At 63.8% G+C, this 13,004-nt stretch carries 15 protein-coding genes and 1 pseudogene; 11 read left to right on the top strand and 5 right to left on the bottom strand.

The features are described from left to right. Nucleotides 1–9 precede the first annotated feature (9 nt). From AC0L2Z_RS16275 to AC0L2Z_RS16305, 7 genes are all read left to right on the top strand, one after another. Entirely contained in the window at nucleotides 10–471 is a 462-nt protein-coding gene (locus tag AC0L2Z_RS16275; protein ID WP_128245992.1) for a RidA family protein, read from the top strand. 24 nt (nucleotides 472–495) lie between these two features. Beyond that, on the top strand, nucleotides 496–1,701 hold the full coding sequence (locus tag AC0L2Z_RS16280; RefSeq protein WP_473628733.1) for an aminotransferase class V-fold PLP-dependent enzyme: 1,206 nt from the start codon (nucleotides 496–498) through the stop codon (nucleotides 1,699–1,701). A gap of 95 nt (nucleotides 1,702–1,796) precedes the next feature. Then, a complete protein-coding gene (purE, locus tag AC0L2Z_RS16285) occupies nucleotides 1,797–2,294 on the top strand; it encodes a 5-(carboxyamino)imidazole ribonucleotide mutase (protein ID WP_128245990.1) in 498 nt (165 codons plus the stop codon). After that, nucleotides 2,291–3,367, top strand: coding sequence for a 5-(carboxyamino)imidazole ribonucleotide synthase (locus tag AC0L2Z_RS16290; RefSeq protein WP_473628734.1), 1,077 nt, complete (start codon nucleotides 2,291–2,293; stop codon nucleotides 3,365–3,367). The genes purE and AC0L2Z_RS16290 overlap by 4 nt, the downstream gene beginning before the upstream one ends. A gap of 178 nt (nucleotides 3,368–3,545) precedes the next feature. Further along, nucleotides 3,546–3,671, top strand: coding sequence for a type B 50S ribosomal protein L36 (ykgO, locus tag AC0L2Z_RS16295; protein ID WP_006327841.1), 126 nt, complete (start codon nucleotides 3,546–3,548; stop codon nucleotides 3,669–3,671). 219 nt (nucleotides 3,672–3,890) lie between these two features. Next, nucleotides 3,891–4,475, top strand: coding sequence for a tetratricopeptide repeat protein (locus tag AC0L2Z_RS16300; RefSeq protein WP_473628736.1), 585 nt, complete (start codon nucleotides 3,891–3,893; stop codon nucleotides 4,473–4,475). An 87-nt stretch (nucleotides 4,476–4,562) separates the two neighbouring features. Beyond that, on the top strand, nucleotides 4,563–5,630 hold the full coding sequence (locus tag AC0L2Z_RS16305) for an alpha/beta fold hydrolase (RefSeq protein WP_473628738.1): 1,068 nt from the start codon (nucleotides 4,563–4,565) through the stop codon (nucleotides 5,628–5,630). Nucleotides 5,631–5,663: 33 nt separating this feature from the next. On the opposite strand, the gene pyk is transcribed toward AC0L2Z_RS16305, so the two are convergent. After that, nucleotides 5,664–7,100 carry a pyruvate kinase gene (pyk, locus tag AC0L2Z_RS16310; protein ID WP_023797023.1) on the bottom strand — a complete coding sequence of 479 codons (1,437 nt, stop codon included), beginning with the start codon at nucleotides 7,098–7,100 and terminating at the stop codon, nucleotides 5,664–5,666. Beyond that, nucleotides 7,097–7,585, bottom strand: a complete 489-nt coding sequence (locus AC0L2Z_RS16315; RefSeq protein WP_473497235.1) for a DUF1036 domain-containing protein — start codon at nucleotides 7,583–7,585, stop codon at nucleotides 7,097–7,099. The genes pyk and AC0L2Z_RS16315 overlap by 4 nt, the downstream gene beginning before the upstream one ends. 246 nt (nucleotides 7,586–7,831) lie before the next feature. Between AC0L2Z_RS16315 and AC0L2Z_RS16320 the strand changes: the two genes are divergently transcribed. From AC0L2Z_RS16320 to AC0L2Z_RS16330, 3 genes are all read left to right on the top strand, one after another. After that, nucleotides 7,832–8,629 carry an N-formylglutamate amidohydrolase gene (locus AC0L2Z_RS16320; protein ID WP_473628740.1) on the top strand — a complete coding sequence of 266 codons (798 nt, stop codon included), beginning with the start codon at nucleotides 7,832–7,834 and terminating at the stop codon, nucleotides 8,627–8,629. Between the two features lie 25 nt (nucleotides 8,630–8,654). After that, nucleotides 8,655–8,963: a DUF1244 domain-containing protein gene (locus AC0L2Z_RS16325; protein ID WP_202365622.1), complete on the top strand. Its 309-nt coding sequence runs from the start codon at nucleotides 8,655–8,657 to the stop codon at nucleotides 8,961–8,963. A gap of 173 nt (nucleotides 8,964–9,136) precedes the next feature. Then, nucleotides 9,137–10,333, top strand: a complete 1,197-nt coding sequence (locus AC0L2Z_RS16330; protein ID WP_473524014.1) for an MFS transporter — start codon at nucleotides 9,137–9,139, stop codon at nucleotides 10,331–10,333. Here AC0L2Z_RS16330 and AC0L2Z_RS16335 read toward each other — a convergent pair. Continuing rightward, nucleotides 10,291–11,202, bottom strand: coding sequence for a LysR family transcriptional regulator (locus AC0L2Z_RS16335; RefSeq protein ID WP_128181997.1), 912 nt, complete (start codon nucleotides 11,200–11,202; stop codon nucleotides 10,291–10,293). The two genes, AC0L2Z_RS16330 and AC0L2Z_RS16335, sit on opposite strands and share 43 nt — an antisense overlap. A gap of 94 nt (nucleotides 11,203–11,296) precedes the next feature. Between AC0L2Z_RS16335 and AC0L2Z_RS16340 the strand changes: the two genes are divergently transcribed. After that, nucleotides 11,297–12,256, top strand: a complete 960-nt coding sequence (locus tag AC0L2Z_RS16340; protein WP_473628742.1) for an NAD-dependent epimerase/dehydratase family protein — start codon at nucleotides 11,297–11,299, stop codon at nucleotides 12,254–12,256. A gap of 116 nt (nucleotides 12,257–12,372) precedes the next feature. Here AC0L2Z_RS16340 and AC0L2Z_RS16345 read toward each other — a convergent pair whose 3' ends face one another. Both AC0L2Z_RS16345 and AC0L2Z_RS16350 read right to left on the bottom strand, forming a co-directional pair. Beyond that, entirely contained in the window at nucleotides 12,373–12,531 is a 159-nt protein-coding gene (locus AC0L2Z_RS16345) for a DUF3309 family protein (protein ID WP_091593346.1), read from the bottom strand. A 98-nt stretch (nucleotides 12,532–12,629) separates the two neighbouring features. Next, a pseudogene (locus AC0L2Z_RS16350) lies at nucleotides 12,630–13,004 on the bottom strand (AcrB/AcrD/AcrF family protein); the annotation flags it as partial.

Below are 13,004 nucleotides of genomic sequence, written 5' to 3' on the forward strand. Positions count from 1 at the left end.
AGCCTTTTCATGACGCCTTACATCCGGCTCGCCGAATTGGGCCTGACACTGCCCGAGCCGCCGACGCCGATCGCCAACTTCGTCACCCATGCCGAAAGCGGACGGCTGATCTTCCTCTCCGGCCAAGGCCCGTTGCGCGCCGACGGCACGCTTTGCACCGGCAAGGTCGGCGAGGACGTCACGGTTGAAGAGGCCTATAAGCATGCCCGTCTCACCGGCCTGAACCTGCTCGCCGTCATGCACGCTGCGGCAGGCGACCTCGGCCGTATCGTGCGCGTCGTCAAGCTGCTTGGCTTCGTCAACGCGATCCCGACCTTCAGCGACCATCCGCAGGTGGTGAATGGCTGTTCCGATCTTTTCGCCGCTGTCTTTGATAGTATCGGCGGGCACGCCCGTTCGGCGATCGGTGTCGGCTCCCTGCCGGGCAACATCACCGTGGAAATCGAGGCGGTCGTCGAGATCGCCGCCTGAAATCTACCAATGGGACCTTTAGAGATGAAAACCTATTCCGCAAACGGCTCCAACACGACAATCCGCGAACGGCTCGGCCTTCGCCCGATCATCAATGTCTCCGGCACGATGACGGCGCTCGGCGCCTCGATCATCGTCCCGGAAGCGATCGCCGCCATGTCGGAGATCGCCTCGCAGTGGGTGGAGATGGACGATCTGCAGCGCGCTGCAAGCACGGTCATCGCGCGCCTCACCGGCGGCGAGGCCGGCTTCATCACCGCGTGCTGCGCCAGCGGCATCACCATGGCCATTGCCGGCACGATGACCGGCACCAACCTTCTGGCGATCGAGCGGCTGCCGGACGACACCGAGGGCCTCAAGTCCGAGGTCATCGTTCAACTCGGCCACATCGTCAATTACGGCGCGCCGATCGACCAGTCGATCCGGCTCGCCGGGGCAAGAACCGTACCGGCCGGTACGGTCAGCGTGACTCAGGATTATCATGTGCGCGAGGCGATCCGCGACCGCACCGCAGCAGGCCTCTATGTCGTTGCCCATCACACGGTGCAATACGGCATGCTCTCGCTCGAGGAGTTCTGCGAGATCTGCCACGCCAAGGGCGTCCCGGTGATCGTTGACGCCGCCTCCGAATACGATTTGCGCGGCTTTCTCGCGCGCGGCGCCGACATCGTCGTCTATAGCGGGCACAAATTCCTCTCGGGACCGACAAGCGGCATCGTCACCGGGCGCAAGGATCTGGTGCGCGCCGCCTATCTGCAGGTCCGTGGCGTTGCGCGGGCGATGAAGGTCGGCAAGGAAAGCATCGCCGGCACCATGGCCGCACTGGAGGCCTGGGAGCGGCGCGATCACGCCGGCATCCGCAAGCGGGAAGAAGCGGCGCTCGATCTGTGGAAGGGCGCATTGCAGGGCCTGCCGGGCATCGCCGCGCATGTCATTCCCGATCCGACCGGCAATCGGCTCGACCGCCTGCAGGTGTTCGTTACCGCTGAGAGCAGGTTCACCGCCGCCGGCCTTGCGTCGACGCTGGCGGCAGGCGTGCCTCCCATTATCGTGCGCAACCACGAGGTCGAGCGCGGGCATTTCTTCCTCGATCCGTGCAATCTCCATCCCGGCGAGGCGGAAATCGTCGCCGAACGCCTGCGGGCCGTGTTGAGCGTGGCCGAGCGTCCGGCGGATGCGATGAAGTCGGCCCGCAAGGATAGCGCCGGCGCCTTGCGCTGGCCGGATTAGGCGCCTCGTGCCAGAACGCTTGCGCAGAGGCAGCGCATCCTTGCCGTCGATCCCGAATTCCGCTAAGGCGCGCCTTTGCCGCCGGGAGCACAAGCTTGGACGATCACCGCGCCGACGTCGCCATCATCATGGGCAGCCAGTCCGACTGGGCGACGATGCGCCATGCCGCCGAAACGCTGGAGGCGCTGGGCATCCCGCACAAGCGGCTGATCGTCTCGGCTCATCGCACCCCCGACCGGCTCTATGACTTCGCCAAGGGCGCCAAGGCGGCCGGCTTTCGGGTGATCATCGCCGGAGCCGGCGGTGCGGCACACCTGCCCGGCATGACGGCGGCGATGACGCCGCTCCCGGTTTTTGGCGTGCCGGTGGAATCGAAGGCGCTTTCCGGGCAGGATTCGCTGTTCTCCATCGTGCAGATGCCGGCCGGCATTCCGGTCGGCACGCTGGCCATCGGCAAAGCGGGCGCCACCAATGCCGCCCTTCTGGCTGCGGCCGTGCTGGCGCTGACCGACGAAAAGCTCGCCGCCCGGCTCGATGCCTGGCGCGCCGCCCAGACCGCCAAGGTCGCCGCCGAGCCCACGGACACGCCATGAGCCTGGCCGCCGGATCGACCATCGGCATCATCGGTGGCGGCCAGCTCGGCCGCATGCTGGCGATGGCCGCGGCGCGCCTCGGCTACCGCACGGTCGTGCTGGAGCCGCAGCCGGATTGTCCGGCGGCACAGGTCGCCAACCGCCAGATCACTGCCGCTTATGACGACACGGCCGCGCTCGCCGAACTGGCTGCAGTCAGCGCCGTCGTCACCTACGAGTTCGAGAACGTTCCAGTCATGGCCGCCAGCGCGCTTGCCGTCACGGTGCCCGTCTACCCGCCGGCGCGCGCGCTGGAAGTAGCGCAGGACCGGGTGGCGGAGAAGAAATTCCTCAACGGCATCGGCATTCCCACCGCTAATTTCTGCCCCGTCGACAATGACGACGAATTGACGGCGGCGCTGAAAAAGTTCGACGGCAGCGGCATATTGAAGACGCGACGCATGGGCTATGACGGCAAGGGCCAGCGCGTGTTCCGCAATATGGAAACAGGGGGCTTTGCCGGCACCTGCGAGGCAATGGGCAACGTGCCGCTGGTCCTCGAATCCTTCGTCGCCTTCGAACGCGAGATTTCGGTGATCGCGGCGCGCGGCATGGACGGTTCGCTCGCCGCCTACGATCCGGCAGAAAACATCCACCGCAGCGGCATCCTGCACAGCTCGACCCTGCCGGCCAGGATAGGGTCCGAAACCGCCGCTGCAGCGCAGGCGGCGGCAGCAGAAATACTCGCCGCGCTCGACTATGTCGGCGTCATCGGCATCGAGTTCTTTGTCCTTGCCGACGGCGCGCTGCTGGCCAATGAGATCGCGCCGCGTGTTCACAATTCCGGCCACTGGACGGAAGCCGCCTGCCTCGTCTCGCAGTTCGAGCAGCACATTCGCGCCGTCGCCGGCCTGCCGTTGGGAAACCCCGGCCGCCATTTTGACTGCGTGATGGAAAACCTGATCGGCGACGATATCCTGCGCGTCCCGGCCCTGCTCGTGGAGCCCGATCTGATGCTGCATCTCTATGGCAAGGCCGAGGCACGTCCCGGCCGCAAGATGGGCCATTTTACGCGAATGAGCCGCCACCGTTGAGGCTATTGGACGGCGCCGCTCCAATGCCGTCGATAGGGCAGAAACTCAAACTCCGCCACATGCTTGGTTGACACGGGCAAGGCTCCTCGTTTATGAGCCACGCACAAGTTGAGAGGCGCGCTTTCCGAGCGCGCCTTAATAATTCGGCCCAAGCGGGCCCAGACCGACGGGCAAGACCATGAAGATCAAGAATTCGCTCAAGGCGCTCAAGGCGCGTCACCGCGACAACCAGCTGGTTCGCCGCAAGGGCCGCGTGTACATCATCAACAAGACCGCTCCGCGCTACAAGGCGCGCCAGGGCTGAGCCTTTTCGCGTTGAGGGCGCCTGCCTCCGCGCCTGCATGATGTACCGCATCGATCCAAAAATCGGAATCGATTTTCGGAAAGCACGATGCCAGGAATTCAAAATGCTGGAACGGCCTTTACGCGTCCAAAAGGACGCGTGGCGCTCTAATACCGGCCTGCCGGCCCTTTCACGCTAAATTCAGTTTGACGATCCGCTGTCCGGGGTTAGATTCCGGTCATGCGGATTCATTTTGCATTCTTCGCGGCGCTTTTTCTTTTCGGTGTCGCCCCGCTTCCGGCTCAAGCGGAAGACCCGGTCACCCCTCCGGTTGCCACGACCAGGGAGGAAAGGCTCGACCAGCTGTTTGTCGACCTGAAGCGCGAGCTCAATGAAAAAGCCGCCGAGCGCATCGCGGCGCGCATCTCGCACGAGTGGTCGCAATCCGGCAGCGCCTCGATCGACCTGATGATGCAATGGTCGCAAAAGGCGGCCGAAGACAAGAAGTTCGACGTGGCGCTCGACTTCCTCGACCAGGTGATGACGTTGCAACCGGCCTATGCCGAAGGCTGGAACCGGCGCGCCACCGTGCATTTCATGATGAATAACTTTGGGAAATCGATGGCGGACATCGACCGCACGCTGCAGCTCGAGCCGCGCCATTTCGGCGCGCTGTCCGGCCTGGCGCAGATCATGGCGGTAACCGGCCACAAGCAGTCGGCGCTGGAAGCCTGGCAGCGCGTGCTCAGCATCTATCCGATGATGCGCAGCGCCCAGGATCAGGTCGGCACGCTTTCGGAAGAACTTGCCGGCGAAGGGATCTGAATTCCCAGTTGGCGGACAATTCCACTTAAGTGAAAGCCTTTTTAGCTAGACTGTGAACTAATTTCGCTCCGGTCCGTACCTCTCTCCATGAACCCGATCTACGCCGCGCTCGCCTTCCTCCTGGCGCTTGTGTTCACCCTTGCAGGTGTCACCCGCGCCGGTTCATGGCTGATCGAGCGCCGCAATCCGCCGAGCGGCGACTTCGCGGATATAAACGGTGCCCGCATCCACTATGTTCACGTTCCGGCGCGGGAAAACGCCGAACTGCCGCCGATAGTCTTTATCCACGGCGCCAGCGCCAATCTCAGGGATCAGATGCTGCCGTTGAGGCCCTTGCTGGAAGGCCGTGCCGAGATGCTGTTCTTCGACCGCCCGGGTGCAGGCTGGTCGGCGCGCGGCCCCGGCAACAACGAGACCCCATCGGCGCAGGCCAGCACCATCGCAGCGCTGATGGACCATCTCGGCATCAGGAAAGCCATCATCGCCGGCCATTCCTTCGGCGGCTCGGTGACCACCGCCTTCGGCCGCGAGCATCCCGACAAGACGCTCGGCCTGGTGTTCATGGCGCCTGCCACCCATCCCTGGTCGGGCGGCGCGACCGCCTGGTACTACAATTTGACGACCATTCCGATCGTCGGCCGGCTTTTTTCCGAAACGCTGACCTATCCGTCGGGAACGCTGCAGATGAATGCCGCCACCGCCTGCGTCTTTGCCCCCAATAAGGTGCCGGACTTCTATGTCGCCGAGGTCGCGATCCCGCTGGTGCTTCGGCCGAACGCCTTTCGTGCCAACGCCACCGATGTCGCCGGGCTTTATCGCTACACGCTCGATGCCGCACCTCACTACCGCGATATCAAGGCGCCGACTGTGGTCATCTCGGGCGACCGCGACAAGGTGGTCTATGCAACGATCCATTCGGTCGGCCTCGTCCGCGATATCGCCGGGGCCGAACTGGTCTGGGTCCGCAATCTCGGCCACAAGCCGGACTGGATAGCACCCGATCTCGTTGTCGGCGCGATCGAAAAGGTCGCCGGCAGGGACGTGGACCTCCAGGCAATGGCGAAGGCCGTGGAAATCAGGATTGCCGGCGACACCTACGGTGCCGGCAAATGCGCCGACATCAAAGCCCCGGAAGCCGAACTCGCGCCAATTTAGAGCAACCGAAATCATTCGAAGCGACGGCCAAGCCTAGCGGCGGGCCTGCACGTCCGATCCGACATAGGCGATGCGCAGCATGTTGGTGGAGCCGGGCGTCCTCAACGGCACGCCGGCCGTGATGATGACCCGGTCGCCGGGCTTGCCGAACCCCTCGTCCAAAGCGATGCGGCAGGCGCGGTCGACCATGTCGTCTAGGTCGATGGCGTCGGGCGAGACGACGCAATGCGTGCCCCACAAAAGCGATAGCCGCCGCGCCGTGTTGACGATCGGCGACAGGGCGACGATCGGCACCTGCGGCCGCTCGCGCGCGGCGCGCAGGCCGGTCGTGCCGGACGCCGTATAGCTGATGATCGCCGACAGTTTCAGCGTCTCGGCGATTTCGCGGGCGGCAAGCGAAATGGCGTCGGCGCCGGTCGCTTCCGGCTCCGAGCGCTGCGCATTGATGATGCCGGCATAGGTCGGGTCGGTTTCGACCTTGCTGGCGATGCGGTTCATCATCGCCACCGCCTCGACCGGGTAGGCGCCGGCCGCGGATTCGGCCGAGAGCATGATGGCGTCGGCGCCTTCGAACACGGCGATCGAGACGTCCGACACCTCGGCGCGGGTCGGCACCGGCGCGGTGATCATCGATTCCAGCATCTGCGTGGCGATCACCACTGGCTTGCCGGCGCGGCGCGCGGCGCGGGTGATCTGCTTCTGGATGCCGGGCACGGCTTCGAGCGGCATTTCGACGCCGAGATCGCCGCGGGCAACCATCAGTGCGTCCGAAAGTTCGATGATCTCGGCCAGCCTGGCGACGGCTTGCGGCTTTTCGATCTTGGCCATGATCAGCGCCCGGCCGCGCGCGATCTTGCGCGCTTCCGCCAGATCCTCCGGCCGCTGCACGAACGACAGCGCCACCCAGTCGACGCCGGTGGCCAGCACAGCATCGAGATCGCTGCGGTCCTTTTCGGTCAGCGCGCCGACCGGCAGGTCGGTGTCGGGCAGGCTGACGCCCTTCTTGTCGGAGATGCTGGTGCCGGCGACGACGGTGCAGACGATCGCCTGTCCGTCGCTCTCCACCGCCTTCAGCTCGAGCTTGCCGTCGTCGATCAAAAGACGGTGACCGGCCTCGACCGATCTCAGGATTTCCGGATGGGGCAGATAGACCCTGGTCGAGTTGCCGGGCTCGGGATTGTCGTCGAGCGTGAAGGTCTGGCCGAGTGTCAGCGTCTCCTTGCCGTTGGCAAACTTGCCGACCCGAAGCTTGGGTCCCTGCAGGTCGGCGAGAATGCCGATCGGCCGGCCGACCGCTTTCTCGACGGTGCGGATGCGACCGACAAGTGTGCGCATCAATTCATGATCGGTGTGGCTCATATTGATGCGAAACACGTCGGCGCCGGCTTCGAAAAGCTTCTTCAGCATGTCCTCGGAGGAGGAGGCCGGACCGATGGTGGCGAGTATCTTGACCTTGCGGCTGCGTCTCATTGACTGTTTGTTCCCGGGGCGGCTGGAACGCCCCCCGTTGCGGGGTCATCGGTCAGCTGGACCATCCAGCTTGCCTGCTCGCCCGTGTCATATTCCTGGAATCCGGCGCGCTGGAAGCCCCGGGCGACGCAATCGCTAACGCCGGCGATCTTGAACTCTTTTTCGGCCACGCACATGTTGATCGGACCATCCCAGCGCCCGCCGCGCTCGGCGTCTTCTGCATAAAGATAGTAAAATCTTGATGACAGCGGCCCTTCGATCAGCGTCTTGCAGCTCGATCCCTCGATGTGCCACCAGCCTTCGGTGATCCAGCCGGCCTTGGCGCGATAGCCGATGCCGACGCCTACCAGGTTCTGCGTGGCGTTGCAGACACGGAAATCGGCGCGCGCCGGCGAGGCAGCAACCATCGCGGCGAGGCCCACAGCGAAGGTCAGGAACGGCATGGCGAAGGCATGGCGCACACGCGGCCTGCCGGCGGAACCCATCCTGAAACCTCTCAAGAACCACATTTGCATCTCTCAACGCCCCTTTTCGGAAAAGTCCGGGCGCATGTCAACGCGCCCTTCTGCTCAATTCCAATCGATTTAGAAAGGCCTCTAGCGCACGGTCAGTCGCCTTCTGCCAGATTTCCGCAGAAACCGTGGCCAAACGACGGCATTGCGTAATCGTCCCCTTCGTGGAAAGACGATACCATCCTCCCCCGAAGCCAGCGAACAGACCATTTCCCGCCGATGACCCGATCCACAGTTTTCGCGCCTTTCGACGTCGTCGAAGGCGATCGCAAGCGAGGCATCGTGCTCCTGGCCGATCACGCCCGTCGCGACCTGCCGGAAGAGTATGGCAGCCTCGGCCTGCCGGCGGCGGAATTCGACCGCCATATCGCCTACGACATCGGTGTCGAAACGGTGACGCGCGAACTGGCCGCTTTGCTCGGCGTGCCGGCGGTACTCGCCAATTTTTCGCGACTTCTGATCGATCCCAATCGCGGCGAAGACGATCCGACACTGATCCGCCAACTCTATGACGGCACCGTCATTTCGGGAAATTATCCACTTACCTTGAAAGAACGTGAAATGCGGCTCGACCGCTTCTATCGACCCTATCACGATGCGGTCGGCGCCATGATCGCCTCGGTGGCGCAGGCTTGCGCAAGCGCTCCCTTTATCCTTTCGGTGCATTCCTTCACCCCGTTCATGCAGGGGTTCGTGCGCCCTTGGCATGTTGGCATCTTGTGGGATCGCGACGACCGGGTGGCGCGACCGCTGATCGACATGCTTGCGAAGGACAAAAGCCTTATCGTCGGCGACAACGAGCCCTATGACGGCGCGCTGCGCGGCGACACCATGTTCAGGCATGCCATCGTCAACGGCTTCGCCCATGCGCTGATCGAAATCCGCCAGGACCTGATCGCCGATCGGCAGGATGCGATCGCCTGGGCCGAACGGCTGGCGCCGATCGTTGACGCGATCAACCGCCGTCCCGATATACATCAGGTCAGACGATTCGGCTCGCGCACCGGGCCGCTCTAAGGAGGCCCAAGGAGGCCAAGAACACATGACCGAACTCAGCGACGAGCAGAAACGCGATTTCGAAGCCGCCGCCTTCCGCCGGCTGGTCGCGCATCTGCGCGAACGCACGGACGTACAGAACATCGACCTGATGAACCTCGCCGGCTTCTGCCGCAATTGCCTCTCCAACTGGTATCGCGACGCCGCGGAGGCCGAGGGTGTCGACCTCAGCAAGGACCAGTCGCGCGAGATCATCTACGGCATGCCCTATGCCGAATGGCAGGCGCTCAACCAGACCGACGCCTCCGATGCCAAGAAGGCCGAGTTCGAGGCAAGACGCCCCAGGGATCACTGAGTCTGCCCCAGGAGAGGTGTCTCCGCTAATCTCCAGCGTGGGCAATCCGCCGCGAACGGGACGGCCCTATTTCCTTGTTTGGCCCAAGCACTTTTCAAGAACGAGCGCTTGACTGGGAATTGAATCGATCTAATTTGCCGCGCGAAACTATTTTTCGCATCGGATTCTACACGATGGACACGCTAAACCGCATGCAGGCCGCCATTCGTGGACGATGGGCGGTGGCGGCCATCTTCCTGGCCAATGGCTTTCTGACCGGCGCCTGGGCGCCGCAGATCCCGGTGGTGCTGACCCGGCTGGATATCAGCAAGTTCACGCTTGGCCTGCTGATCCTGCTGTTCGGCGCCGGCGCGGTCACAGCGATGACCTGGTGCGGCCACCTGATCTCCAGGCATGGGTCGCGCACCGTGCTGAGTTGGTTCGGCCTCATCGGCAGCTTCGGGCTGCTGGTTGTGGCGCTGGCTCCAAACGTGCCGCTAGCGGCCATCGCCATGTTCATCTTTGGCGGTTCGATCGGCGGCATGGATGTCGCCATGAACGCCAATGCGGTCACGGTGGAACGGCGCTTGTCCCGGGCCATCATGTCGTCCTCGCACGGCTTCTGGAGCCTTGGCGGTTTCGCCGGCGGCGCTCTCGGTGGCCTCGCCATCCAGAATTACGGTCATCTCGCCCATGCGACGGTGGTGACGGCGCTCGCTTTCGCCGTGATTGCAGTGGCAGTCCGCTACCTGATCGCGGAGGACAAGCCAGTCCAAGCATCCTCGGGGGTAATCGGGCATCGCAAGTTCGCGCTGCCTGGAAATCCGCTGGTCTATCTGGTCGGGCTGATGGCGCTGATGACGATGATCTCCGAGGGTGCGGTGCTCGACTGGGCAGCGCTTTACCTGCAACAGGAACTCGGCACCGACCTCGCCGTAGCTGGTTTGGCCTACGCCGCTTTTTCCGGCGTCATGGCAGTCATGCGCTTCGTTGGCGACGGCGTCCGCAACCGTTTCGGCGCCGTGACGACATTGCGCGTTTCGGCGCTTGTCGCCGCTGCCGGCATGCTGGTGGCGGGTCTGGCGCCCTCGCCCTGGCTCGCCATCTCAGCTTTTGCCTTTTGCGGCTTCGGCATCGCCAATATGGTGCCGATCCTGTTTTCGGCCGGCGGCAACCAGGAAGGCATGTCGTCCGGCACCGGCATGAGCGTCGTCACCACAATGGGCTATTCCGGCATTCTGGTGGCGCCGTCGGCAATCGGCTTCATCGCCGAGCATTCAAGCTTCGGTCCGATCTTTGTCGCTTTGTCGGGACTGCTGGTCGTCGTATTCTTGATGGCCGGGCTCGCTCACCGCGCCGAATTCGCGCCTGACGCGGCCCCGGCCGAATAGCGCTTCAACTCCTCATAGAGGAAATCCGCGACACGGCGGATGCGCACGCTGGTGCGTACGTCGCGGTGCATGGCCAGCCATACCGGCAGCGTCGGCAGCCCGAGGCCCGGCAGCACTGTCTCCACCAGCGGATCGCGGTCGGCCAGCGGCTCCTGGCCAAAGCCGATGCCGTTTCCCGCCCGCACCGCCTCCCACAGCACGATTTGGTTGTCGGTCCTGAAGCGGAAGGCATTGCGGGTGAGCAGGACACCGAATTGGGCAAAGCCGCGAATGATCTCATCGCTGCGGTCGAAGCCGATCAGGTCGTGGCCGGCAAGATCGCCGGGTTCGCGCGGACGGCCACGCCGGTCGAGATAGGATTTTGCCGCGCAGGCGCGGAGCGGAATGTCTGCCACCTTGCGCGCCACCACCTCGTTCTGGGCCGGCTTGACCATGCGGATAGCGATGTCGGCATCGCGGCGCAAAAGATTCTCGACCTGGTTCGACGCGACGATCTCGACCTCGATGCCGGGCTCCTCCGCACCCAGCCGCGCCGTCATCTCTGGCAGGACATAGGCCGCCACCACCTCGCTGGCGGCAATGCGCACCGTGCCCTCGATCGCCTCGACCGATCCCAGCGCCAATAGCGAAAAGGCGCTTGCCTGCTCGCTCACCGCCCGGCCGCGTTCGTAGAGCGTGCTGCCGGCTTCCGTCAGCGCGTAGCCGCGCCGCCCGCGCCGGAACAGGGTGACGCCGAGCGCCTGCTCCAGCTCGGCGATATGGCGGCCGAGCGTCGGCTGGCTTGCAGCCAGCTTGCGCGCGGCAGCGGACAGGCTGCCGGTTTCCGCCACGGTGACGAAACTCTTGATCAGATTCCAGTCGATTTCCATTCAAAACTGAATATCATGTTGCCAGATTCAGTCAATTTCCATTCGTTTGCGGGCGGATCATATTGTGACCGTAACGCAAACACGGAAACCAAACATGACCACGATCGCAATTCTGGGAACCAATGGCCGGCTCGGCCGCGTGGTTGCCAAGGCCTTCATCGACGCCGGCTATGATGTCCGCGCCATCACCCGCAGCGGCAAGATAACGGCAGAACTCATCGGCTCGGCGGCCGTCACCGGCGACGGGCTCGATCGCGAAGCGCTTATCCGCGCCACCGAAGGCGTCGACATCATCTTCAACGGCCTCAACCCGATCTATACCGACTGGGGCAAGTGCCTGCCGATGGCCGAGAACGTCATGGCCGCGTGCCGGGCGAACCACGCATTGCACCTCGCTCCCGGCAGCGTTTACAACTACGGCTCGCCGATGCCGACGGTCATCACCGAAGACACGCCATTCCACCCGACGACGGAAAAGGGCCGCATCCGCGTCGCCATGGAAGACCTCTTCCGCCGCGAGGCCGAAGCAGGCCGAGTGCGCACCATTCTGCTGCGAGCCGGCGATTTCTTCGGCGGCACCGGCACCGGATCGTGGTTCGATCTGATGGTCGCCGCCAAGATGGAGAAGGGCGTCTATACCGCCCCCGGGCCGGCCGATCTCCTGCATGAATGGGCCTATCTGCCTGATATGGCCAAGGCTTTCGTCGGACTGACTGAGAATCTCGACAAGCTCGGCGCCTACGAGGCGCTGAACTTTCCCGGCCACGCCGTTACCGACCTGGAGATCAAGGCCGCCGCGGAGCAGGCGCTCGGGCGCACGTTGAAACTGACGTCGATGCCGTGGTGGGTGTTGCGCGTCGGCAGTCCGTTCGTGGCGATGTGGCGCGAGCTCGTCTCGATGTCCTATCTCCGCTTCGAGCCACACCAGTTGGTCTCGGCAAGACTGGAAGGCATCCTCGGCACGATCCCGCATACGCCGCTGGATAGGGCGGTGGCAGCGGCTCTCGATGATATCGGTGTCGCCACGATTGATGGCGTTTCGAAAGCTGCCTGAAAACGTGCGTTTCGAACCGAAGGCTCGGAAAAGACCAGGCGCAAAATCAAATGCTACAGCGCTGTGAGTCCAACAGGACGCGCAGCGCTGTAGCATTCGTGCACACCAACTCCGGGTCAAATCCTGCCCATCAGCAGCAGCACCAGCAGCACGATCAGGATGACGCCGACGATGCCGGAGGGACCATAACCCCAGGAACGCGAATGAGGCCATGCCGGCACCGCGCCGATCAGAATGAGGATCAGAATGATGATGAGAATGGTGCTGAGCGTCATGAGAAACTCCCCGCTTTGAGGCATTCCATGACAGGACAATGCAAAAGGCCGCTGGGTTGTTCCCGGCGGCCTTTTCTACCTGGGCTGAAGAGAGCGACCTATTCGGCGGCCTTCGGGAAGTCGATCGCCGGTTCGTCGAGCAAGCCCGGCCTTGCGGAGGTCTCCATAGTCGCGTCGGCTGGCGTTCCGCGCCGGAACACCCGACGGAAGAATGCATAGAAGCGGCTGTTCTTGCTGCGCGTGAACACCATCAGCATCGACGGTGTCACCACCAGCGTCAGCAAGGTGGCGAAGGACAGGCCGAAGACGATTGCCGAGGACAGTGAAATCCACCATTGCGTCGACGGCGCGTTGATCGTCGTCTCGTGATGGAAGATTTCGAGACCGAGGCCGAAAGCGATCGGCAGCACGCCGAGGATCGCCGACACCGCCGTCAGCACCACCGGGCGGGCACGTTCGCGGCAAGTCTGCAG

The sequence above is a fragment of the Mesorhizobium sp. WSM4850 genome (assembly GCF_055811735.1).

What these genes read in the sequence shown, in the direction of transcription:
- AC0L2Z_RS16345 (WP_091593346.1), bottom strand. Translation starts at nt 12,531, where the DNA reads ATGACGCTCAGCACCATTCTCATCATCATTCTGATCCTCATTCTGATC.
- AC0L2Z_RS16315 (WP_473497235.1), bottom strand. Translation starts at nt 7,585, where the DNA reads ATGGGTTCCGCCGGCAGGCCGCGTGTGCGCCATGCCTTCGCCATGCCG.
- AC0L2Z_RS16275 (WP_128245992.1), top strand. Translation starts at nt 10, where the DNA reads ATGACGCCTTACATCCGGCTCGCCGAATTGGGCCTGACACTGCCCGAG.
- AC0L2Z_RS16320 (WP_473628740.1), top strand. Translation starts at nt 7,832, where the DNA reads ATGACCCGATCCACAGTTTTCGCGCCTTTCGACGTCGTCGAAGGCGAT.
- AC0L2Z_RS16330 (WP_473524014.1), top strand. Translation starts at nt 9,137, where the DNA reads ATGGACACGCTAAACCGCATGCAGGCCGCCATTCGTGGACGATGGGCG.
- AC0L2Z_RS16335 (WP_128181997.1), bottom strand. Translation starts at nt 11,202, where the DNA reads ATGGAAATCGACTGGAATCTGATCAAGAGTTTCGTCACCGTGGCGGAA.
- AC0L2Z_RS16280 (WP_473628733.1), top strand. Translation starts at nt 496, where the DNA reads ATGAAAACCTATTCCGCAAACGGCTCCAACACGACAATCCGCGAACGG.
- AC0L2Z_RS16290 (WP_473628734.1), top strand. Translation starts at nt 2,291, where the DNA reads ATGAGCCTGGCCGCCGGATCGACCATCGGCATCATCGGTGGCGGCCAG.
- AC0L2Z_RS16300 (WP_473628736.1), top strand. Translation starts at nt 3,891, where the DNA reads ATGCGGATTCATTTTGCATTCTTCGCGGCGCTTTTTCTTTTCGGTGTC.
- AC0L2Z_RS16340 (WP_473628742.1), top strand. Translation starts at nt 11,297, where the DNA reads ATGACCACGATCGCAATTCTGGGAACCAATGGCCGGCTCGGCCGCGTG.
- ykgO (WP_006327841.1), top strand. Translation starts at nt 3,546, where the DNA reads ATGAAGATCAAGAATTCGCTCAAGGCGCTCAAGGCGCGTCACCGCGAC.
- AC0L2Z_RS16325 (WP_202365622.1), top strand. Translation starts at nt 8,655, where the DNA reads ATGACCGAACTCAGCGACGAGCAGAAACGCGATTTCGAAGCCGCCGCC.
- AC0L2Z_RS16305 (WP_473628738.1), top strand. Translation starts at nt 4,563, where the DNA reads ATGAACCCGATCTACGCCGCGCTCGCCTTCCTCCTGGCGCTTGTGTTC.
- pyk (WP_023797023.1), bottom strand. Translation starts at nt 7,100, where the DNA reads ATGAGACGCAGCCGCAAGGTCAAGATACTCGCCACCATCGGTCCGGCC.